Raw genomic sequence first — 19,945 nt, forward strand, 5'->3', positions numbered from 1 at the left:
CTGAGGAAGCTGAGGAAGCTGAGGAAGCTGAGGAAGCTGAGGAAGCTGAGGAAGCTGAGGAAGCAATAGAGCGGCCTGCGAGGCAAGAGGCGGATGTATCTTTTTCACCTGCAACGCAGGTAGAGGAAGGTGCGCCGGAGCGGGTTGAACAGCCTGCGGATACGCCCTCTGAAGCTAGGGAAACCCCGGCGGCAACAGATGCAGATGGGCGGGTACTCATGGAGATCGCAGCGGGGGATGACGTGCCCGCAGCCGCAACCCCGCGCCATCTGGACCTGACAGTGTCACGCCGTGCGCCGCTGCCGGTGGTCCGGGGGTTTGACGCCACCGCCGAGCGTTTGACGCTGCGGTTTGATGATCCCGAGGCCAAGGATGCGGTCTTTTGGCCCACCATCGACGGAACGGTTCAGATCAACCTTGCGGGGCGCCCGGTGGTGCAGGTTGCCACCTCTGCCGATGAGGCCACCCTGCGCGCGGCGCTAGAGATCAACCCGGAGTAGCCCACACGCGCGGCTGCTCGGTATAGGCGATGTAGAGCGGGTGCTTGGGCTGGCCGTGCTTGGTGAGGCCAAGGTGATAGAGCGGCCAATCGCCCTGCCGCAAAAGCGCCTCAACCTGCTTGCCGCGATCCAGATGCGCCCCATGGCTGCCCCAGGCACAGATGATTCTATCGGCCCAGGCGCAGCTCTCCAGAATGGAGTGGTCATTCTCCGGTCCAATCGGATCGGCGGCGGCGCGCATCAGCTTTGGATCGGTGTCACGCCAGGCAAAGATGTTCGTCACCCGAAAGCCGCCAAAGCCCAGCGCCCGCGCGCGCCGCTCGCAGCGCTCGACGGTCGGGTCATTTTGCACCTCGGTCGCGGTAGAGGGGTTGAGCATGATGAAAAGCGCCTTCTCGCGGCCCTCATCCCAAACGCGGGTGAGCAGGTAACGATAGCGCTCGCAATCGGAGTAAACGGCGGTGGAGGGCGCATCGCCCTTGGTGTGCGACCGGGTAATCATGGGCGCTGTTCCGCGAGGGGGCGGCAAGGCCCGTCAGGTGGCGCAGGGATCATCGGTTCAGCACCCGCGAGGGATGAAACTCACCACCGATATAGCGGCCCAGCGCAATGGCCTGCCCCTGGTGGGAAGCCCAGCACTCATCCCCAAATTCCGCGTCGGTCGAGAGCACCGGGGCCGGGTTGCCGTGGGCGATGCGGGTTGCGGCCACATCGTTCACGCGAGCCTGCGGCACATCGGCAAGCCCCGCCTCCAGCGGAATGAGGCAAGCGTCCAGTTCAGGGGTGCGGGCCAGCTCGTCAGCGCGATCAAGGGTGAGCGCGCCTGCAAGGTCAAACGGGCCAGACCATGTGCGGCGCAGGCTTTTTACATGGCCAAGGCAGCCCAGCGCCCGGCCCAGATCGCGCGCGATAGAGCGCACATAGCCGCCCTTGCCACACACCATTTTCAGCACCACGGTATCGGCATCGGGCCGCTCCAGCATTTCAAGGCTATCCACCCAAAGCGGGCGCGGCTTCACCTCAAACTCTTCGCCCTCGCGGGCCAGTTTATAGGCGCGCTCCCCGTCGATCTTGACGGCGGAATATTTGGGCGGCACCTGCATGATTTCACCCGTAAAGCCCGCCAACGCCGCTGTGATTTCGCCGTCATCGGGCCTTGTATCACTTTGATCAATCACCTCGCCCTCGGCGTCATCGGTGTTGGTTGCCTTGCCGAAGGTCACGGTGAACTCATAGCATTTGAGCGCATCGGCGATCATCGGCACGGCCTTGGTGGCCTCGCCAAAGGCCACGGCCAAAAGCCCGGTCGCCGCCGGGTCAAGCGTGCCTGCGTGGCCGGCCTTCTTGGCCTCCAGCGCCCAGCGCAGTTTGTTGACACAAGCGGTCGACGTGGGCCCGGCGGGCTTGTCGAGGATGATCCAGCCTGTGATGTCGCGTCCCTTTTTGCGCCGCGCCATGGTGCCTCCTTGCCAATCAGGGGCGCGGGGTAGCGCGGTGTGAGCGGTGCGTCAACGGTTACTGGCGCCGGGCTTACTGGCGCGGGGCAACCGCCCCAACCATCGGACCCATCGCAAAGCCAGTGTCATTTCGCCCGATCGCAGGCGCAAAGAGGCGCGAAACATTGCCATCAAAATAAAGCGCGTTGGGCGTGTTCAGCACATCGCGGAACAGGGTGGCAAACTCCCAGAACGTCACCCGCTCATCGGAAATGGCGAAATGCACCGTTTGCCCATCGGCCTCAACGCCCACACCGTTGCGAAAGTGGCGCGACGTGCTGTCGGGCAGAAACTTGGGGTGCAAAGCGCCGTCAATCACCAGCATCGGGCCGGACTGCGAGGCAAAGCGGCAGGCGGGCGGGTTATCACGGAAGGCCAGCGTTTCGATCACGGCGGCGCGCCCCTCGGTGAGGCAAAACACGCCGTTGGGCAGCAGGCCAAAGTTGCCCGGCCCCGGATTGGGGATCAGGCGCGCGGTTTCTTCGCCCTCTTCAACGTAAAGGCCAACCGGGCGGCGATCATCGTGATACATCCCGGCGTTCATCGCGAAGGTCAGCGCAAGCCCCTGATCCGCGAGGGCCGTATCCAGCCGGTTGAAACTGCCCAGCACCTGGCCATCGCTCTTGTGAAAGAGACGGATATCATCCTGTGCCGCGTTCAGCGTGCAGATGGTGAAGGCGCGGCCAGCGTGGGCGGTATCACGGCACTCCGGCGCGGCGACAGCCATGGCCGGGGCGAGCATGGTGGCGAGCGCAAGCGCATACCGCGCAAAACGCCGCTTAATCTGCGTCCTCATCGGCATCGTTCCCTTGCTGCACATCGCGCTGCACCCGGTCATCCGAGAGGATGCGGCGGGTGTCGTCCATCCGATCAAAGGTTTCATCCAGAACGAAGCGCAACTCGGGCGAATACTTGAGCGCGAGTGATTTGTTCACCGCGCGGCGCAGCTCCGAGCGGTTGCGGCGCAGCGCTTCAAGCGCCTCTTCCGCGTGATCGCCGCCGAGCGGCATCACAAACACTGTGGCCACCTTGAGATCGGGGGAGGTGCGCACCTCGCTCACGGTGATCGACATGCGCTGAAGCTCGCTGTCATGCACTTCGCCACGCTGGAGCACCTGCGCCAACACCCGCCGGATCGTCTCGCCCACCCGAAGCATTCGCTGGGAGGGGCCGGATCCATCTTGAAACCTGTTCTTCGCCATGCGCTGGATTTAGGGCCTTGGCCGCCCCCGTGCAAGCGAGGCTTTGCGCAGCGTCCCGGCGTAAGCTAAAGGAAGCCAACAGAGACAGGGAGTGCGAGCGATGATCGAAGTGCCCGGAATCGTGGTGATGGGAGCCTCCGGCCGGATGGGGCGGATGCTGGTGGAAACCGTGCAGGCCAGCCCGGTGATGCGGCTGCACGCCGCGCTGGAGCGCCCGGGCCATGAGTGGATCGGCCGCGATGTGGGCGAGGCGATGGGCGGTGCCAAGCTGGATGTGCTGGTGGGCGACGACCCGCTGGAGGCGATGGTGGGCGCACAGGCGGTGATCGACTTTACCGCACCTGCGGCCACCGTGGAGATGGCCACGCTCGCCGCTCAGGCGCGCGCGGTGCATGTGATCGGCACCACCGGCCTTTCTGACGAAGACATTGCCAAGCTTGATGCCGCCGCCCGCCATGCGGTGATCGTGCGGGCGGGCAACATGTCCCTCGGGGTGAACCTGCTCACCGTGTTAGTAAAGCAGGTCGCCAAGGCGCTCGACGAGGACTTTGATATTGAAGTGGTGGAGGCGCACCATCGCCACAAGGTTGATGCGCCCTCGGGCACCGCGCTGATGCTGGGCGAGGCTGCCGCCGAAGGGCGCGGCCACGATCTGAAAGAGGTGTACGAGGCCGCGCGAGACGGGATCACCGGCGCACGCAAGCCCGGCCAGATCGGCTTTTCGGCGATCCGGGGCGGCGATATCATTGGCGACCACGATGTTATCTTCGCAGGCCCCGGCGAGCGGCTTCAACTTACCCACAAGGCGACTGACCGCAGCCTCTTTGCCAAGGGCGCGCTCAAGGCAGCCCTTTGGGGCCAGGGGCGCAAGCCCGGGCATTACTCGATGCTCGATGTGCTGGGGCTGGAAGGCTGAGAAAGGCGCAAAAGCGCGGCGACTCAAAAGCGGCGACTCAAAAATCGACCGCGAGGCCCTTCTTCTCCCAATCGCCATAGCGCACCGGCTCTGGCCCATCGCGCCCGCCCAGCTCCTTGGGCAGCTCAAGCTCAGCGGCCTTGCGGCGGCGTTCTTCCGCTTCGGCCAGCGCACGCTGCGCGGCGGCGGGGAGGTTTGTTTGGTCGGTCATGTCATCACCTGCGATCCGTCCTTGTCACGGCACAGGGGTTGATATAGCCCGCTCTCCCATCGCTGCAAAGGAAAAGGACCGCGAAATGGCCGATGACGCGCGCGAACTGGCGCTGTTTCTCCTGCGGGGCGTTCTGGTGCAGAAGATCATGATGTCTGACCTTGTGAGCGTGGCCGAAGGGCCGCCCGAGGTGCTGGCGCGGGGGCAACGGCTGGCAAATGCGGTGTTGCGCAAGCTCGGGCCTGCCGATGCCGCGCTGAAACCGTTCCTGCACAAGGCCCCCCAGCCAGCGGTGCGCGATTTGCTGCGCCTTGCCACTGTTGAGCTGCTGGCCGAGGGCGAAGCGGCGCATGGGGTGGTGAACGATGCGGTGAGCCTCGCCAAACGTGCCAGCCCGCGCTCTGCCGGGATGGTCAACGCGGTGCTGCGGCGGGTGGCCGAACAGGGGCAGGAGGCCTTTGACGCCGCCCCGCCAACCCGCCTGCCGGGCTGGCTGCGCGGGCGTATCGGCGCGACCCATGGCAATGCGATTGCCGCAAAGATCGAGGCCGCCCACGGCGCAGGCGCTCCGCTGGACCTGACAGCCAGGGGCGACGCGGCGGCGCTGGCCGAGGCCACCGGCGGCACCCTGCTACCCACCGGATCGGTGCGGATCACGGGGCGGGCGCAGGTTTCGGCGCTGCCGGGGTTTGAGGCAGGCGATTTCTGGGTGCAAGACGCCGCCGCCGCCCTGCCTGCCAAGCTGCTGGCACCAGCGCCGGGTGAGCGGGTGCTTGACCTATGCGCCGCGCCCGGTGGCAAAACCATGCAACTTGCCGCGGCGGGGGCCGATGTGACGGCGCTTGATCTTTCGGCGCGGCGGATGAAGCGGGTTGAGGAAAACCTCACGCGCACCGGCCTCAGCGCTACCCTCGTCACCGCCGATGCGCTCAAATGGGAGCCTGACGCGCCGTTTGATGCGATTCTGCTTGATGCGCCCTGCTCGGCCACCGGCACCATCCGCCGCCACCCCGACCTGCCACATGTGCGCGATGGCAAATCGCTCAAGCCGCTGTTTGCCCTGCAAGCGCAGCTTCTGGCCCGTGCCGCTGGCTGGCTAAAGCCGGGCGGGCGGCTGCTCTATTGCACCTGCTCGCTGCTGCCCGAAGAGGGCGAAGCGCAGATCGAAGCGCTGGAGGGTCTTACCCCCGAAGCGCCAGAGGCCGAGTGGATCGAAGACGCATGGCGCAGCGGCCCCGGCCTGCGCACCCGGCCCGATTATTGGCCCGATAGCGGCGGCATGGATGGCTTTTACATGGCGCTCCTGCGCCAAGGCTGACGTTTTGTGCGGTGACAGCCCCGCCCGTGGGCTGTATCCTTCGCGCCAACCCCGTCCGCAAAGAGACGCAAGCGCATATGGCAGGCCTTTCGAGCACCGGCCCAACCGGAACATGGACACGTATCGCCAACCGCCTTCAGGCGCGGCTGGCGGCCCGTACGCGTGCGGCCTCTGCCTTTACCAGCCAGCCTGAGCCGCGCACCATCGGGGCCTTTGCCCGTGGGCGGCAACTGGTGGCGGGCACCTACCTGTTTTCGGGGCATCTGGTGGAAGAGGGGGCCGATTCTCGGCGCAGCATTTGGGACATTCCCGCGCCGGGGCCGGACTTTACCGCCGAACTCATGGGCTTTTCTTGGCTCGATGATCTGGCCGCCGTGGGGGATTTGCGCGCTCGCCGTCTGGCGCAGTCCTGGACATGGGGCTGGATCGAGCGGTACGGGCGCGGCACGGGCGCAGGCTGGACGCCTGACCTCACCGGGCGGCGCCTGATCCGCTGGATCAACCACGCGATCTTCCTTCTGAACGGGCGGAAAAGCGCCGAAAGCGCCGCTTATTTCAAGGCGCTGGCCGGGCAAACCCGCTTTTTGGCCCGCCGCTGGCACAGCGCCGCGCCGGGGCTGCCGCGCTTTGAGGCGCTGGTTGGGTTGATCTATGCCGGGCTGGCGCTGCGAGGCATGGAGCATCACGTTGACCCGGCGCTCAAGGCGCTCACCCGCGAATGCGAAAAGCAGGTGGATGATCGCGGCGGCATCCCAACCCGCAATCCCGAAGAGCTGACCGAGGTGCTGACCCTGCTGACATGGGCCGCCCACGCGCTGGAGGATGCGGGCCGTGGCACCCCCGCCCCGATCAGCAACGCGATTGCCCGCATCACCCCCACCCTGCGCGCGCTGCGCCATGCCGATGGTGGCTTGGCGCGGTTTCATGGCGGCGGGCGCGGGCTGGAGGGGCGGCTTGATCATGCGCTCAACGCCTCTGGCCTGCGCGATGGCCCGCGCGACGGGCTGGCGATGGGCTATGCCCGGCTTTCGGAGGGGCGCACCACCGTTATTGTGGATGCCGCCGCCCCACCCACCGGCGCGGCCTCGACCAATGCACATGCCTCAACGCTGGCGTTTGAGCTGACATCAGGCCGCCGCCCGCTGATCGTGAACTGCGGCTCGGGCGCGCGTTTTGGCGCATCATGGCGGCGCGCGGGCCGGGCGACAGCCTCCCACTCAACCGTGGCGGTGGAGCGCTACAGCTCCTCTCGCCTGGCGACGGGCCGCCCCGGTGAACGCGCCGAAATGATGGAAGACGTGCCCGCCCATGTGCGCCTTGAGCAGACCCATGACAGCGAGGGGATGCACCTTTTGGCAGGCCACGATGGCTATGGCCCGACTCATGGCCTCACCCATATGCGCCGCCTTGATCTGGACCGTCAGGGGCGGCTGCTGAGCGGCGCCGATACGCTTTCGGCCTTCACCGACGCGGATCGCCGCGCCTTTGACGCGGCGATGACGCGGATGCAGCTTCAGGGGGTTTCCTTTGTGGCCTACTTCCACCTGCACCCCGATGTGGACGCCACGCTGGACATGAACGGCACCGCCGTGTCGCTCGCGCTCAAATCCGGCGAGCTTTGGGTGTTTCGCCATGACAGCGGCAGCGAACTCGCGCTGGAACCTTCGGTTTACCTCGAATCGGGGCGTTTGAAGCCGCGTGCGACCAAAAGGATCACCCTTTCGGCAAAAGTCATGGACTATGGGCACCAGATTGGGTGGACCTTGGCGAAAGCACAGGATACCCCGCAGGCCATCCGCGACACGCTGCGCGACGGGGACGATGCCTTGCCGGATGAGGCAGGCGACCAAGTGCCAGCAAGCGCGGGTAAGGATAACTGACCTGACCTTGGGACCTGGGGGACCATAGAGCCAATGAGCAACCTGCAACCGATCCGCCGCGCGCTGATTTCCGTTTCCGACAAGGAGGGGCTTGTGGAACTTGCCAAGGCACTCACCACCCGCGGTGTTGAGCTGCTCTCCACCGGCGGCAGCGCCGGGATGCTGCGCGACGCCGGGCTTGAGGTGCGCGATGTTGCCGATCTGACAGGCTTCCCCGAGATGATGGACGGCCGCGTAAAAACCCTGCACCCCCGTGTGCATGGCGGCCTTCTGGCACTGCGCGACAACGACGCCCATGTTGCCGCGATGAAAGAGCACGGCATCGAAAACATCGACCTGCTGATCGTGAACCTCTACCCGTTTGAGGCCACGGTTGCGGGCGGCGGCGATTATGACACCTGCATCGAAAACATTGATATCGGCGGCCCTGCGATGATCCGTGCCGCCGCCAAGAACCACGCTTTTGTGAGCGTTGTCACCGATGTGGAAGATTACGAGGGCCTGCTCGCCGAGCTGGATGAGAACGATGGGCAAACCACCCTCGCCTTCCGCCAGCAACTCGCCCAGGCCGCCTATGCCCGCACGGCGGCATACGATGCCGCCGTTTCCACATGGATGGCCGGGGCGATCGGGCAAGACACGCCGCGCCGCCGCGCCTTTGCCGGCACGCTGGCGGCCTCGCTGCGCTATGGCGAGAACCCGCACCAGAGCGCGAGCTTTTACCTTGATGGCACGGGCCGCGCCGGTGTGGCGACCGCCAAACAGCATCAGGGCAAGGCGCTGAGCTACAACAACATCAACGATACCGATGCCGCCTTTGAGCTGGTTGCGGAATTTGCCCCCGAGGCAGGCCCGGCCTGTGCGATCATCAAGCACGCCAACCCCTGCGGCGTGGCCCGTGGCGACACCATGGAAGAAGCCTACCGCCGTGCCTTTGATTGTGACCGCACCTCGGCCTTTGGCGGCATCATCGCACTGAACCAAACGCTCGATGCCGCAACCGCGCGGGCGATCTGCGAGATCTTCACCGAGGTCGTTATCGCGCCCGACGCCAGCGACGAGGCGCGTGAGGTGTTCAAGGCCAAGAAAAACCTGCGCCTGCTCACCACCGGCGCCCTGCCCGACCCGCGTGAAGCGGCGCTGACCTATCGGCAGGTATCCGGCGGGATGCTGGTGCAGGACAAGGACGTGGGCCATGTAAGCGCCGATGATCTGAAGGTGGTGACCAAGCGCGCCCCGACAGACGCGCAGATGGAGGACATGCTGTTTGCCTGGACCGTGGCCAAACACGTTAAATCCAACGCGATCATCTATGTGAAAGACGGCGCAACCGTGGGTGTGGGCGCAGGCCAGATGAGCCGCGTCGACAGTTCGCGCATTGCCGCGCGCAAGAGCGAAGACATGGCCGAAGCGCTGGGGCTTTCCACCCCGTTGACCCAAGGCTCCGTTGTGGCCTCCGATGCGTTTTTCCCCTTCCCGGACGGGCTGCTTGCGGCTGCTTCGGCAGGGGCGACGGCGGTGATCCAGCCGGGTGGCTCAATGCGCGATGACGCGGTGATCGAAGCCGCCGACGAGGCCGGGATCGCCATGGTCTTCACCGGCATGCGCCACTTTCGGCACTAGCCATGATGCGCCTGCTCGCCCTTTCGGCCTTTCTGGCCTTCGTGATCGACCAAGCCAGCAAATGGCTGGCCTTCTCGGTGCTGAGGGTTGGCGAGCGCGGGAGGGTGGATGTGTTTGATCCGTTTCTGGTGTTTCGCCCCGGTATGAACCAAGGAATCAACTTTGGCCTCTTTGCCGATGGCTCGCCCGGCCTGCGGATCACCCTGATCCTGATCGCGGTGGCGCTCTGTGCGGTGCTCACCTTCTGGGCCAAACGCAGCTTTACCCGGCCCATCGCCTTTGTATCTGCCGGGCTGATCGTGGGCGGCGCGCTGGCAAATGCCTGGGATCGGGTGATGCATCCCGGCGTGCTCGACTTTATCAACATGTCCTGCTGTGGGCTGAATAACCCTTATCTCTTCAACCTTGCGGATGTGTTCATTTTTGCAGGGGCGGCGGGGCTCATTTTGTTTACCGGGGACGAGAACAAAAACGCGGCGTGACGCGGGCGTGCAAACCGGGTAAACAGACGAAAAGACCAAGAGGATGGCCGAGTGGTGGTTACAGGCGCGCAAGGCATGGCTAGGACAACAGGGCGCATTGTTGCGCTGGCGGCGCTCTGCGTGGCGCTGGCGGCATGCAGCAACAAAGAGCCCAACCTGATGAACGTCAAACGCGGGCAGGACACGCCCGACGAGTTTGCCATTCTGCCCAACAAACCCATCCAGATGCCCGAAGACCTGACCACCCTGCCAGCGCCCACGCCGGGCGCGCAGAACCGCGCCGATCAAACGCCCTTCAAGGATGCGGTCGCGGTGCTGGGCGGCAACCCCGACCGGCTGAACCGCACGGGCGAGTTGCGGGGCGATCCGGCGCTGATCGGCCATACCACCCGCTATGGCATGGGTGCCAGCATCCGGCAGGACCTTGCGGCCGCCGATCTGGAGTTTCGCAGCCGCAACAAGGGCCGTATTCTGGAGCGGCTGGCCAACGTGAACACCTATTACCGGGCCTATGAGCCGATGTCGCTTGACCAGCACGCCGAATTGCGCCGCTTCCGCCGGGCCGGGGTGCGCACCCCTTCGGCCCCGCCCGACCCAGCGGCAGAGTGACACAGGCCACCGCACGACCCATCACAAGAGCGTAGACTCCGCTTGCGCAAACCATCGCTGTGCCTAGGGTAATGCCTGTTCTTAAACCAACGAGGAGAGCCGATGCTCGCTCATCGAATCGCGCTGGCCGCCACCGCCCTTTTGATAAGCCTCACCAGCACCGCCAGCGCCGAGGACGTCACCACGTTTGAGCTGGATAACGGCCTGGAGGTGGTGGTGATCGAAGACCACCGCGCCCCCATTGTCATGAACATGGTCTGGTATCGCGCGGGCGCTGCCGATGAGCCTGCGGGCCGCTCGGGCATTGCGCATTTCCTTGAGCATCTGCTGTTTCAGGGCACCGACGATCTGGCGCCGGGCGAGTTTAGCCATGTGGTTGAGGCCAATGGCGGCACCGACAATGCCTTCACCTCATGGGATTACACCGCCTACTTTCAGCGCGTGGCCGCTGACCGGCTAGAGCTGATGATGAAAATGGAGGCAGACCGGATGGTTGACCTCCTGATCACCGAGGAAGACGTGGCCACCGAGCGTGAGGTGATCCTCGAAGAGCGCAACCAGCGGATCGAGAACAACCCATCGGGCCTGTTCTCGGAAGAGCGCCGCGCCGCGATGTATATGAACCACCCCTATGGCATCCCGATCATCGGTTGGAAGCACGAAATGGAGGCGCTTTCACGCGAGGACGCCTTTGACTTTTACAAGCTCTACTATGCGCCCAACAACGCGATCCTCGTGGTTGCCGGGGATGTGAACCCCGATGAGGTGAAAGCGCTGGCCGAAAAGCACTTTGGCCCCCTGCCCGCCAACCCCGAGATCACCCCGCGCGCCCGCCCGCAAGAGCCGCCGCATCGCACCGCGCGCCGCCTTATCTATGAAGATGCGCGCATCGCGCAGCCCTATGTGGTCCGCAGCTACCTTGCGCCAGAGCGTGACCCCGGCGCGCAGGAAAAGGCCGCCGCGCTCACCATCCTCGCCGAGCTTCTGGGCGGGTCGCAAACCTCGTCTCTGATGGGGCGGGTGCTGCATTTTGACGAAAGCCGCGCGGTTCACTCCTCGGCGTTTTATGGCGGGCAATCGCTGGATGACACGACCTTCGGCTTTTATATCGTGCCGGTTCCCGGCCGCTCATTGGCCGAGGCCGAGGCCGATATTGATGCCGTCATCGCCACCTTCCTCAAGGAGGGCGTGGAAATGGACAATTTCAACCGCATCAAGCTGCAAATCCGCGCCAGCCAGATCTACGCCAAGGATAACCTGCAAAGCCTCGCGCGCCGTTACGGCGAAGGGCTGACAAGCGGGCTGACGGTGGCCGATATCCAGGCATGGCCCGACGTGCTGGATGCCGTCACCCCCGAAGATGTGCTGGCCGTCGCCCGCGAGGTGCTGGTGCCCGAAGCCAGCGTTACCGGGTGGGCCCGCCAGCCCGCCGAGGCTGCCGCGCCTTCGCCCGAGCCCGCCTCCATGCCCATGCCCGAGGCGGCTGAACCCGCCACCAAAGAGGTCACCCAATGAGCTTTTTGCGCCGTATCGCCGCCGGGGTGCTGCTTGCCGCCCTGCCGCTGGTTGCCCATGCCGAGGTGAACATCAAGGAAATCACCTCACCCGGTGGCATTGATGCCTGGCTGGTTGAAGAACACTCGATCCCCTTCGTGGCGCTCGAAATCCGCTTCAAGGGCGGGGCCTCGCTGGATGCGCCGGGCAAGCGCGGGGCGATCAACCTGATGACCGCGATCCTTGAAGAAGGCGCCGGTGAAATGGACGCGCGCGAATGGGCCGCCGCCCGTGATGCGCTCGCCGCCTCGATCAGCTTTGATGTGCATAACGATGCGCTCTCGATCTCGGCCAAGTTCCTCACCGAAAACACCGATGAGGCCGCCGAACTGCTGCGCCTCGCGCTGGTTGACCCCCGTTTTGACGAGGAGGCGCTGGAGCGGGTGCGCGGACAGGTGCTTTCGATCATCCAGTCCAACGCGAACGACCCCAACAAGATTGCCGGTGAAACCTTTGACCGGCTGGCCTATGGCGATCACCCCTATGGTTCCGACCTGAACGGCACGCTTGAAACCGTCGCCGCCTTTACCCGCGACGATATGTTTGAGGCCAAGGCGCGAGTGATGGCGCGCGATCGCCTTTACGTTTCTGCCGTTGGTGACATCTCCGAAGTCGCACTGGCCACCCTGCTCGACAAGCTCTTCGCCGCCCTGCCCGATACCGGCGCCGAGATGCCCGAGCATGTGCCTTACACGCTTGAGGGCGGCATCACCGTGGTGCCCTATGACACGCCCCAAGCCGTGATCAGCTTTGGCCAAAAGGGCCTGAAGCGCGACGATGATGACTTTTTCCCCGCCTTCGTGATGATGCAGGTTGTTGGGGGCGGGGGCTTCAACTCTCGTCTGATGGATGAGGTGCGCGAAAAGCGGGGCCTCACCTATGGCATCTATGCCTACCTGCTGCCGATGGACTTTTCGGAGATGATTGCGGGCAACGTGGCCACCGCCAATGCGCGTGCGGGGCAGGTTGTGGAGGTGTTGCAGGCTGAATGGACCAAGCTCGCCGCAAAGGGGCTCACCCAGGAAGAGCTGGACCGCGCCAAGACCTTCCTCACCGGGTCCTACCCGTTGCGGTTTGACGGCAATACCCGGATCGCCAACATTCTTGTGGGGATGCAAATTCAGGGGCTGCCCGTGTCCTACATCGAAAACCGGAATGGCTATGTCGAGGCGGTGACGGTGGAGGATATCCAGCGCGTCGCCAAGCGGCTGATTGACCCTGCCGACCTGCATTTTGTGATCGTGGGCCAGCCTGAAGGGCTTGATCCCAGCAACTGAGCCGCGCCGGTCAACCGGCCTTGAACATGCGCTGCATCAACGCGCCATAAACCGTGCTCGCCGCCGCCACGGTGCCATCGGCCAGGCGGGACGGGCTGTTAAAGCTGATCGGTTTGCCGGAGGCATCACTTACCTCGCCGCCCGCTTCGGCCACGATAAGCGCGCCTGCGGCAATGTCCCACTCCCAGCTTGGCCGGAACGTCACCATCGCGTCATAGCGCCCCTCGGCCACCAGCCCGAGGCGATAGGCGATCGACGGGCGGTAGTGGCGTGTATGGGGGGGCACGCCGCCGGGCCAGTGGCTTGCCGAGAGGTTGGGCTTGCCAGTGATGATGGACACATCACCCTCCGGCGCGGGAGACGAAACCCGGATCAGCGCGCCGTTTCGGGTGGCCCCGGCCCCGCGCGTTGCGGCATAGGTGACCCCCTTGGCGGGCATATGGATCACCGCCGCCACAACCTCCCCCTTCACGGCCACGGCAAAGCTGTGCGCCCATGACTCCTGGCCTTCTGTAAAGGCGCGGGTGCCATCAATCGGATCAATGATGAAAACGCGCTCAGCGTCCAGACGCGCGGTATTGTCGGCCGTTTCCTCAGACATCCAGCCATAGCCGGGGCGGGCCGCCAGCAGGCGCTCTTTCAGCATGGCATCTACTGCCAGATCGGCCTCGGTGACAGGGCCTGCGCCGCCCTCCTTGTCCCAAACGCGGTGGTCGGCGCGGAAATGGCGCATCGCAATCTCGCCCGCCGTTTTGGCCACATCCAGCAGGAGAGCGGTATCACGCTCCGGCAAGGGTGAGCCCATCAATCAGGAGCGACGGAACGCGGCGGGATTTGTGATCTTGCGCGTCATTGGCGGCGACGATGCGGGGCAGCATCTCCAGCAGGTTGCCCGCAACGGTGCATTCATTCACCGGGTATTGCGGCACGCCGTTCTCAACCCAAAAGCCCGAGGCCCCGCGCGAGTAATCGCCGGTGTTGGGGTTGATGGTGGAGCCAATCATCGAGGTCACCAGCAGGCCGGTGCCCATGCTGGCCAGAAGATCCTCGCGGCTGGCGCTGCCCGGCGTAAGGGTGACGTTGCTCACCGAAGGCGATGGCGGGGCCGAGGTGCCGCGCGCCGCATTGGCGGTGCTTTCCAGCCCAAGCTGGCGGGCTGTGGCAAGATCGAGAATCCAGCGTAACAGGCGGCCATCCTCAACAATCGGGCGGTTTTCCACGGCCAGCCCCTCCCCATCAAACGGGCGGGAGCCGGAGGTGCGCCGGCGCGACGGCTCTTCGATCAGGGAGATGCCATCGGGCAGCACCTGCGCGCCCATCTTGCCCATCAACCATGAACTGCCACGCGCAATCGACGCGCCATTGGCCGCCCCCAAAAGGTGGCCGATGAGGCTGGTGGCGATGCGCTCATCAAACAGAACCGGATAGGTGCCGGTTGGCGGCTTGCGGGCCCCGGCGCGGGCGGCGGCACGCTCACCGGCCAAGGTGCCCACCGCTGCCGCACCGGGCAGATCAGCGCGAAAAATACGGTGCTCATAGGCGTGGTCACGGTCCATCGCGGTGCCCTCGCCGGTAATGGCAGAGGCTTGCAGCATGTGGCCGGTGCGGCTGTAGCCCCCCGAAAAGCCATTGCTCGCCGCGAGGTGAATGCGGGTTGCGCCAAAGCCTGCCGAGGTGCCCTCAACCTGGCTTACGCCCTCCACCGCCAATGCAGCGGCCTCAACCTCCAGCGCCGCATCGCGCAGCGCATCGGCTTCGGGCTCTGGCGCGGGATCGGCCAGCTCCAGCGCTTCGGCATCCCAGCCCTGCGCCAGTTGCGAAGGCTCCGCGAGGCCAATGTAGGGATCATCGGGGGCAAGGCGGGCCATGGCCACGGCGCGCTCGGCCATGGTTGCCATCGTCTCGGGGCGGGTATCAGAGGCCGAAACGCAAGCCTGCTTCTGGCCGATCAGCACCCGCAGGCCAATCTCGGCCTGCTCCGAGCGCTCGGCTTGCTCCAGTGCGCCCGCGCGCACATCAATCGACAGTGAGGTGCTTTCCACCGCCAGCGCATCCGCCGCCTCTGCTCCGGCCTTGCGGGCAGCATCAAGGAGGGCTTGGGCGAGGGCATCAAGATCGGGCATGGGCTTCCTTTGCATCAGCGACACCCGACTGAGCTAGCCCCGCCTGCCAAGGGGTGCAAGCCCTGCGCGGCAAAACGCCCATCTGCCAAGCGGCCTGGGCGGCGCGTGGCGTGCAACCCGCGCATGAAAAAGGGCGGCGCGGGATTGCCCCAGCGCCGCCCCTCGATACCGGCGTTTTGCCGTTTACTTGAGCGGGATCGGGATGCCGTTGGCCGAAACCATGCCATCGGGCGTTACCGTGATCTCGGATGTCAGCGTGTCGGGATCGGTGCCCGGACGGGTGAACGCCCCGGCGCTGAGCTTGATCATATTGGCCTGATCGGCAGGCAGGTAGCCCATGGAAACGATCTTGTCGATCAGCGCGTTGCCACCCACCAGTTTGAGGTTGAGCGTGCCATCGGGGGCGGGCAGGCCATCAAAGGTGGTGAGATCGGAGTTGTCGAAGGTGAACGCCCCATCGGCGGTAAACTCGGCCCCGGCAACCTTGAGCAGCACGTCCGACACTGTCAGCGCATGCAGCTCACCGGGAACGCCCTGCGGACCCTCGGCCATGGTTTTCTCATCCAGGATATCGATCAGCCAGTTGCCCTGGCCTGCCAGATTGAAGGTGAGCGTGGCAGGATCGCGCGGCAGCACGGTGCCGGGATCAAACATGTTCCAGAGCCCATCGGCCAAGGTGATATCCTTGAGGCCAACGGCCATCATGAAGGGTTTGGGCGTGTCAGACTGGGCCAGCGGGAAGATCACGTTCACGCTGGTTTCCCCCAGCGCAAGCGAGACCTCGGGGAGCGGGATATCGCTGCCAGACATTGTGAGCGCGAAGTTCTGATAGTTCACCGCATAGGTCACCTGCGCGCCGGAAAGCTGCATCGCCAGGGTTGCGCCATCCATGCTGCCCGACACGGCAAAACTGTCAGAGCCGTCCTGCCCGGACATTTCAAACGTGGTGGCGCCAATGATTGAGTTGCCCGACATTTCGGCACCCGCCCGCAGCAGCGCCGGGAGCTTTTCGGGCGACATGAACAACACATTGCCTTGCCCGGCGGAGGTGGTTGAGAACCCGGCGACCGAAATAGTGCCCTTGGCGTTGCCGCCACTCTCGGGATCACGCCCATCAAAGCTGATATCCAGCGCTTCGGTGGTCATCTCTGAGGTCATCGCGGCATCATCCCCCGCGCCAACGGCATAGGTGCCGGTGGTGCCGGTGAGCTTGGCCATCATGTTGAGCGGCGCATCCTCACCATCAACCTTCATGTCGTCTACGCTGATCACAATCTCTGGCGCGCCGTAGGTGAAGGTGGTGATGCCACCCACTTCACTCGCTTTGGTATCAAGGCCGGGGGTCGCAAAATTGATCTGCGCTTCAACCTTTTCGCCATATTCCGGGGCGGTCACCATATCAATGGCGAAGGCTTCAGGCGTTTTGATCGTGACGGAGCCATCCGCGTTTTCGGTGAGCGTGACATCGCCCAATTCGCCGGAAATTGACAGATCTTCCACTTCAATCTTCACCGTCACGCCTCCGGCGGTGAGCGTATCACCCACCTTCTCGGTGCTGGCGGCGGCAATATCCTCGCCATATTGCGACGCGATTGAAACCCAGGCATCCCAGGCTTCTTCGGCGGTCATCGACCATGCGGCGGGGGCAACCAGGCACAGCGCGGCAGTGGCGCTGGCGGTGCGGCGGAGAAATGCATTCATGAGAAAATCCTTTCGGCGGTAAATCATGGCGCGCATCCTCCCCTCCACGGCTTCTAGGGTCAAGGCCAAGTGGGGTGGACGCGGCCCACCATTGCGTTATCTCTTTGGCGTTGAAAAGAGCGCAGCGGGAGAGAGGAGCCAACAAATGGACATGACGGGCAAGGTGGTAATGATTACCGGCGCGAGCCGAGGTATCGGCGCCGAGGCTGCGCAGGTTTTTGCCGGTGCCGGGGCCAAGGTTGCGCTACTGGCCCGCACCGAAGAGGCCGTGGCCGAACTTGCCGGTGCGCTGGGGCCTGATCGGGCAGTCGCCATCCCCTGTGATGTGAGCCGCTACTGGGAGGTCAACGCCGCCGTCGAGGCCGTTGTGGCAGCTTTCGGCCGGCTTGACGTTCTGGTCAACAACGCTGGCGTGGTTGAGCCGATCTCGCATCTTTCCAACAGCGATCCAGAGGCTTGGGGCCATGTCATTGATGTCAACCTCAAGGGGGTTTACCACGGCATCCGCGCCGCCCTCCCGGTGATGCTGGAGCAAGGCAGCGGCTCGATCCTGAGCATTGGCTCCGGGGCGGCCCATGGCCCGGTTGAGGCCTGGTCGCATTACTGCGCTTCAAAGGCCGGTGCCCTGATGCTGACCCGCATGATCGACAAGGAAAATCGCGGCGATGGCATCCGCGCCATTTCGCTTTCGCCCGGCACTGTTGCCACCCAAATGCAGCGCGAGATCAAGGCCTCGGGGGTGAACCCAATAAGCGAGCTGGATTGGTCTGAGCACGTTCCGCCTGACTGGCCCGCCAAGGCGCTTTTGTGGATGTGCAGCCCCGAGGCGGATGGCTATTTGGGGGATGAAATTTCGCTGCGCGATGAGGCCATTCGCAAACAGGTAGGGCTGGTCATATGATTAGAGTTGAGGATGAAGGCAGCCTGCGCCGGGTGGTGATTGACCGCCCCGACAAGGCCAATTCACTGACCGGCGAAATGCTTGAAGCACTCTGCGAAGCAGTTGAAAGCGCAGGGGATTTCGGGGCGCTGGTGTTAACTGGCGAAGGCAAGGTCTTTTCCGCCGGGGCCGATCTGGAGGAGGTGCGCGCCGGGCTGGCCACCTCGCCGCTATGGGAGCGTCTCTCGGGCGCGATTGCCCAGTCACAGGCCCTGACGATTGGCGCGCTCAACGGCACCTTGGCGGGTGGAGCCTTTGGGATGGCACTGGCCTGCGATTTACGGATCGGGGTGCCGAACGCGAAATTCTTCTATCCTGTCATGCTGTTGGGTTACCTGCCCCAGCCCTCTGATCCGGGCCGTTTGGCTGCGTTGGTCGGGCCAGCGCGGGCGCGGATGATTCTGATGGCGGCGCAAAAGATCAAAGCGCCCGAAGCGCTCGCTTGGGGATTGGTGGACCGGCTGGTGGAGCCAAGCGAACTTGCCTCCGAGGTCCTTGCGCTCACAACGGCCGCACAAGAGGCCAAACCGGAAATTCGCAACGGGATCAAGGCGATGTGCCGGGGCCTCACCGTTGCTGGCGACGCCGGGGGCCAACCGCCTTTGGATTAAACTCCGACGGGCGTTTGCGCACTCGGGCGATGACCTTTTCCAGCCGGGGATGGCCGTGTAGGGATTCTACCGCATTGAAATTCCAAGCCAATTTCGTCCCGGTCAGGGTGGCGGGATGCTACGAAAGGTCAAGGAGAGCGACATGAGTGCTGTGGTGATCGGGGCCGGGCCTGCGGGGCTTACGGCGGCTGAAGAACTGGCGCGGGCCGGGGTAAAAACCGTGGTTTGCGAGGCGAAACCATCGGTCGCGCGCAAGCTCCTGATGGCCGGGAAATCAGGGCTGAACCTCACGAAAGATGAGGATTTTGAGGCATTTATGGCGGGCTACGGCGAGGCTGCCGGGCCGCTGCGCCCGATGCTCGAAGCCTATGGCCCGACAGAGGTGAAGGCCTGGGCCGAAGCACTTGGACAGCCGGTTTTTACCGGCCCTACGGGGCGGGTTTTTCCCAAGGCGATGAAGGCCTCACCGCTGCTCAGGGCCTGGTTGCAAGGGCTGCCGGTGGAGGTACGAACACGCTGGCGGTGGACCGGGTTTGACGGCGACGCGCTGCGGTTTGACACACCCGATGGCGCGCGGCTGGAGCGGCCTGACGTGACCGTTCTGGCGCTGGGAGGGGCAAGCTGGGCGCGGCTTGGGTCCGATGGGGCATGGGCCCCGTGGCTTGAGGCGCAAGGCATTGAAATAACGCCATTTAAACCCGCGAACATGGGGCTAGCCGTCGCGTGGTCATCGCATATGGAAGCGCATTTTGGCAGCCCGGTGAAGGGCGTGGCCCTGCATGCGGGCGATGTTAGCAGCCGTGGTGAGTTTGTCATCTCCCAACGTGGGCTGGAAGGCGGCGGGATTTACGAGGTATCCGCAGCGGTGCGTGACGGTGCGGCGCTGTATCTTGATCTATGTCCGCAATTTAGCACTGAAGAGATTACCACCCGGTTAGCGAAGCGCAAAAAGGACAGCACCGCCAACAAGCTGCGCAAGGCGCTGGGGCTTTCACCCGCCGCAAGGGCGCTGGCGATGGAGTTTGGCAGGCCGCTGCCGGGGGGTGCCGAACTGGCGCAGCTTTTGAAGGCGCTTCCGGTCAAACACAGCGGGCCACGGCCCATTGACGAGGCGATCTCTACTGCGGGGGGTGTGGCTTTTTCGCAGGTTGATCAGGGGCTTATGCTGATCAATCGGCCCGGAACCTTTGTGGCCGGAGAGATGCTGGATTGGGAAGCGCCCACCGGCGGATACCTTCTGACCGCCTGTTTTTCCACCGGGAAATGGGCCGGGAAAGCGGCGGCGGATTACTGTTTTAAAGGGGGGAGGAGCAGCTCTTGACCGATGTAAATTCGGTCAGGGTCACTCAAGATGTTGTGGTTGGCATCAAACAGCGCCTGGTAGGCGGAGGCGCGGCCGTAGTGCTGCCAGGCGATCCGCGCGAGGCTGTCACCATCACGCACCACGTAGCGCCCCGGCCCGGCCATGGGCAGGGGGCGGGGTGATGAGGCGCCGGTGGGGG

At 64.5% G+C, this 19,945-nt stretch carries 21 protein-coding genes; 12 read left to right on the forward strand and 9 right to left on the reverse strand.

Features of this window, described 5'->3' with window-relative positions:
* Window positions 1–500 (forward strand): hypothetical protein (locus tag P1U55_RS00035; protein WP_301045399.1); only part of this gene is annotated, 500 nt, incomplete at its 5' end.
* Here the strand turns inward: P1U55_RS00035 and P1U55_RS00040 are convergent.
* From P1U55_RS00040 to rbfA, 4 genes are all read right to left on the reverse strand, one after another.
* A complete protein-coding gene (locus P1U55_RS00040) occupies window positions 487–1,002 on the reverse strand; it encodes a DUF1643 domain-containing protein (protein WP_301045400.1) in 516 nt (171 codons plus the stop codon). The two genes, P1U55_RS00035 and P1U55_RS00040, sit on opposite strands and share 14 nt — an antisense overlap.
* Before the next feature lie 49 nt (window positions 1,003–1,051).
* Window positions 1,052–1,957 (reverse strand): tRNA pseudouridine(55) synthase TruB, encoded by a 906-nt coding sequence (gene truB / locus P1U55_RS00045; protein WP_301045401.1) that lies wholly within the window; start codon window positions 1,955–1,957, stop codon window positions 1,052–1,054.
* A gap of 73 nt (window positions 1,958–2,030) precedes the next feature.
* Window positions 2,031–2,723: a phosphodiester glycosidase family protein gene (locus P1U55_RS00050; protein ID WP_301045541.1), complete on the reverse strand. Its 693-nt coding sequence runs from the start codon at window positions 2,721–2,723 to the stop codon at window positions 2,031–2,033.
* Between the two features lie 52 nt (window positions 2,724–2,775).
* Window positions 2,776–3,198 carry a 30S ribosome-binding factor RbfA gene (gene rbfA / locus P1U55_RS00055; RefSeq protein WP_301045402.1) on the reverse strand — a complete coding sequence of 141 codons (423 nt, stop codon included), beginning with the start codon at window positions 3,196–3,198 and terminating at the stop codon, window positions 2,776–2,778.
* Between the two features lie 100 nt (window positions 3,199–3,298).
* Between rbfA and dapB the strand changes: the two genes are divergently transcribed.
* On the forward strand, window positions 3,299–4,114 hold the full coding sequence (gene dapB, locus P1U55_RS00060; protein WP_301045403.1) for a 4-hydroxy-tetrahydrodipicolinate reductase: 816 nt from the start codon (window positions 3,299–3,301) through the stop codon (window positions 4,112–4,114).
* Window positions 4,115–4,151: 37 nt separating this feature from the next.
* On the opposite strand, the gene P1U55_RS00065 is transcribed toward dapB, so the two are convergent.
* The gene (locus P1U55_RS00065) at window positions 4,152–4,325 is read right to left on the reverse strand and encodes a DUF1674 domain-containing protein (protein ID WP_301045404.1); all 174 of its coding nucleotides are present in this window, start codon (window positions 4,323–4,325) and stop codon (window positions 4,152–4,154) included.
* Between the two features lie 85 nt (window positions 4,326–4,410).
* Between P1U55_RS00065 and P1U55_RS00070 the strand changes: the two genes are divergently transcribed.
* From P1U55_RS00070 to P1U55_RS00100, 7 genes are all read left to right on the forward strand, one after another.
* Window positions 4,411–5,643: a transcription antitermination factor NusB gene (locus tag P1U55_RS00070; RefSeq protein ID WP_301045405.1), complete on the forward strand. Its 1,233-nt coding sequence runs from the start codon at window positions 4,411–4,413 to the stop codon at window positions 5,641–5,643.
* A gap of 77 nt (window positions 5,644–5,720) precedes the next feature.
* Window positions 5,721–7,523 carry a heparinase II/III family protein gene (locus P1U55_RS00075; protein ID WP_301045542.1) on the forward strand — a complete coding sequence of 601 codons (1,803 nt, stop codon included), beginning with the start codon at window positions 5,721–5,723 and terminating at the stop codon, window positions 7,521–7,523.
* 33 nt (window positions 7,524–7,556) lie between these two features.
* Complete coding sequence (purH, locus tag P1U55_RS00080) at window positions 7,557–9,146, forward strand: bifunctional phosphoribosylaminoimidazolecarboxamide formyltransferase/IMP cyclohydrolase (RefSeq protein ID WP_301045406.1); 1,590 nt, start codon at window positions 7,557–7,559, stop codon at window positions 9,144–9,146.
* A 5-nt stretch (window positions 9,147–9,151) separates the two neighbouring features.
* On the forward strand, window positions 9,152–9,628 hold the full coding sequence (gene lspA, locus P1U55_RS00085; protein WP_301045407.1) for a signal peptidase II: 477 nt from the start codon (window positions 9,152–9,154) through the stop codon (window positions 9,626–9,628).
* Between the two features lie 75 nt (window positions 9,629–9,703).
* Window positions 9,704–10,237, forward strand: coding sequence for a DUF3035 domain-containing protein (locus tag P1U55_RS00090; RefSeq protein WP_301045408.1), 534 nt, complete (start codon window positions 9,704–9,706; stop codon window positions 10,235–10,237).
* Window positions 10,238–10,339: 102 nt separating this feature from the next.
* A complete protein-coding gene (locus P1U55_RS00095; RefSeq protein WP_301045409.1) occupies window positions 10,340–11,752 on the forward strand; it encodes a pitrilysin family protein in 1,413 nt (470 codons plus the stop codon).
* Entirely contained in the window at window positions 11,749–13,068 is a 1,320-nt protein-coding gene (locus P1U55_RS00100) for a pitrilysin family protein (RefSeq protein WP_301045410.1), read from the forward strand. Before P1U55_RS00095 ends, P1U55_RS00100 begins: the two co-directional genes overlap by 4 nt.
* Window positions 13,069–13,078: 10 nt before the next feature.
* On the opposite strand, the gene P1U55_RS00105 is transcribed toward P1U55_RS00100, so the two are convergent.
* The 3 genes from P1U55_RS00105 to P1U55_RS00115 form a co-directional block, all read right to left on the reverse strand.
* The gene (locus P1U55_RS00105) at window positions 13,079–13,873 is read right to left on the reverse strand and encodes a 3'(2'),5'-bisphosphate nucleotidase CysQ (protein WP_301045411.1); all 795 of its coding nucleotides are present in this window, start codon (window positions 13,871–13,873) and stop codon (window positions 13,079–13,081) included.
* Window positions 13,848–15,206, reverse strand: a complete 1,359-nt coding sequence (locus P1U55_RS00110) for a metallopeptidase TldD-related protein (RefSeq protein ID WP_301045412.1) — start codon at window positions 15,204–15,206, stop codon at window positions 13,848–13,850. The genes P1U55_RS00105 and P1U55_RS00110 overlap by 26 nt, the downstream gene beginning before the upstream one ends.
* 168 nt (window positions 15,207–15,374) lie before the next feature.
* A complete protein-coding gene (locus tag P1U55_RS00115; RefSeq protein WP_301045413.1) occupies window positions 15,375–16,892 on the reverse strand; it encodes a DUF2125 domain-containing protein in 1,518 nt (505 codons plus the stop codon).
* 145 nt (window positions 16,893–17,037) lie between these two features.
* On the opposite strand from P1U55_RS00115, the gene P1U55_RS00120 reads away from it, so the two are divergent.
* From P1U55_RS00120 to P1U55_RS00130, 3 genes are all read left to right on the forward strand, one after another.
* Window positions 17,038–17,793 (forward strand): SDR family oxidoreductase, encoded by a 756-nt coding sequence (locus tag P1U55_RS00120; RefSeq protein ID WP_301045414.1) that lies wholly within the window; start codon window positions 17,038–17,040, stop codon window positions 17,791–17,793.
* Window positions 17,790–18,443 (forward strand): enoyl-CoA hydratase/isomerase family protein, encoded by a 654-nt coding sequence (locus P1U55_RS00125; protein WP_301045415.1) that lies wholly within the window; start codon window positions 17,790–17,792, stop codon window positions 18,441–18,443. Before P1U55_RS00120 ends, P1U55_RS00125 begins: the two co-directional genes overlap by 4 nt.
* Before the next feature lie 142 nt (window positions 18,444–18,585).
* On the forward strand, window positions 18,586–19,764 hold the full coding sequence (locus tag P1U55_RS00130) for a TIGR03862 family flavoprotein (protein WP_301045416.1): 1,179 nt from the start codon (window positions 18,586–18,588) through the stop codon (window positions 19,762–19,764).
* Here the strand turns inward: P1U55_RS00130 and P1U55_RS00135 are convergent.
* Window positions 19,731–19,945 (reverse strand): LysM peptidoglycan-binding domain-containing protein (locus P1U55_RS00135; RefSeq protein WP_301045417.1); only part of this gene is annotated, 215 nt, incomplete at its 5' end. The genes P1U55_RS00130 and P1U55_RS00135 overlap by 34 nt on opposite strands.

It is taken from the genome of Vannielia sp. (genome assembly GCF_029212645.1).
Classification (GTDB): Bacteria; Pseudomonadota; Alphaproteobacteria; order Rhodobacterales; family Rhodobacteraceae; genus Vannielia.

Excerpts from the sequence above, each read along its gene's own strand:
- P1U55_RS00040 (WP_301045400.1), bottom strand. The coding sequence starts at position 1,002 with ATGATTACCCGGTCGCACACCAAGGGCGATGCGCCCTCCACCGCCGTT.
- truB (WP_301045401.1), bottom strand. The coding sequence starts at position 1,957 with ATGGCGCGGCGCAAAAAGGGACGCGACATCACAGGCTGGATCATCCTC.
- P1U55_RS00050 (WP_301045541.1), bottom strand. The coding sequence starts at position 2,723 with ATGGCTGTCGCCGCGCCGGAGTGCCGTGATACCGCCCACGCTGGCCGC.
- rbfA (WP_301045402.1), bottom strand. The coding sequence starts at position 3,198 with ATGGCGAAGAACAGGTTTCAAGATGGATCCGGCCCCTCCCAGCGAATG.
- dapB (WP_301045403.1), top strand. The coding sequence starts at position 3,299 with ATGATCGAAGTGCCCGGAATCGTGGTGATGGGAGCCTCCGGCCGGATG.
- P1U55_RS00065 (WP_301045404.1), bottom strand. The coding sequence starts at position 4,325 with ATGACCGACCAAACAAACCTCCCCGCCGCCGCGCAGCGTGCGCTGGCC.
- P1U55_RS00070 (WP_301045405.1), top strand. The coding sequence starts at position 4,411 with ATGGCCGATGACGCGCGCGAACTGGCGCTGTTTCTCCTGCGGGGCGTT.
- P1U55_RS00075 (WP_301045542.1), top strand. The coding sequence starts at position 5,721 with ATGGCAGGCCTTTCGAGCACCGGCCCAACCGGAACATGGACACGTATC.
- purH (WP_301045406.1), top strand. The coding sequence starts at position 7,557 with ATGAGCAACCTGCAACCGATCCGCCGCGCGCTGATTTCCGTTTCCGAC.
- lspA (WP_301045407.1), top strand. The coding sequence starts at position 9,152 with ATGCGCCTGCTCGCCCTTTCGGCCTTTCTGGCCTTCGTGATCGACCAA.
- P1U55_RS00090 (WP_301045408.1), top strand. The coding sequence starts at position 9,704 with ATGGCTAGGACAACAGGGCGCATTGTTGCGCTGGCGGCGCTCTGCGTG.
- P1U55_RS00095 (WP_301045409.1), top strand. The coding sequence starts at position 10,340 with ATGCTCGCTCATCGAATCGCGCTGGCCGCCACCGCCCTTTTGATAAGC.
- P1U55_RS00100 (WP_301045410.1), top strand. The coding sequence starts at position 11,749 with ATGAGCTTTTTGCGCCGTATCGCCGCCGGGGTGCTGCTTGCCGCCCTG.
- P1U55_RS00105 (WP_301045411.1), bottom strand. The coding sequence starts at position 13,873 with ATGGGCTCACCCTTGCCGGAGCGTGATACCGCTCTCCTGCTGGATGTG.
- P1U55_RS00110 (WP_301045412.1), bottom strand. The coding sequence starts at position 15,206 with ATGCAAAGGAAGCCCATGCCCGATCTTGATGCCCTCGCCCAAGCCCTC.
- P1U55_RS00115 (WP_301045413.1), bottom strand. The coding sequence starts at position 16,892 with ATGAATGCATTTCTCCGCCGCACCGCCAGCGCCACTGCCGCGCTGTGC.
- P1U55_RS00120 (WP_301045414.1), top strand. The coding sequence starts at position 17,038 with ATGGACATGACGGGCAAGGTGGTAATGATTACCGGCGCGAGCCGAGGT.
- P1U55_RS00125 (WP_301045415.1), top strand. The coding sequence starts at position 17,790 with ATGATTAGAGTTGAGGATGAAGGCAGCCTGCGCCGGGTGGTGATTGAC.
- P1U55_RS00130 (WP_301045416.1), top strand. The coding sequence starts at position 18,586 with ATGAGTGCTGTGGTGATCGGGGCCGGGCCTGCGGGGCTTACGGCGGCT.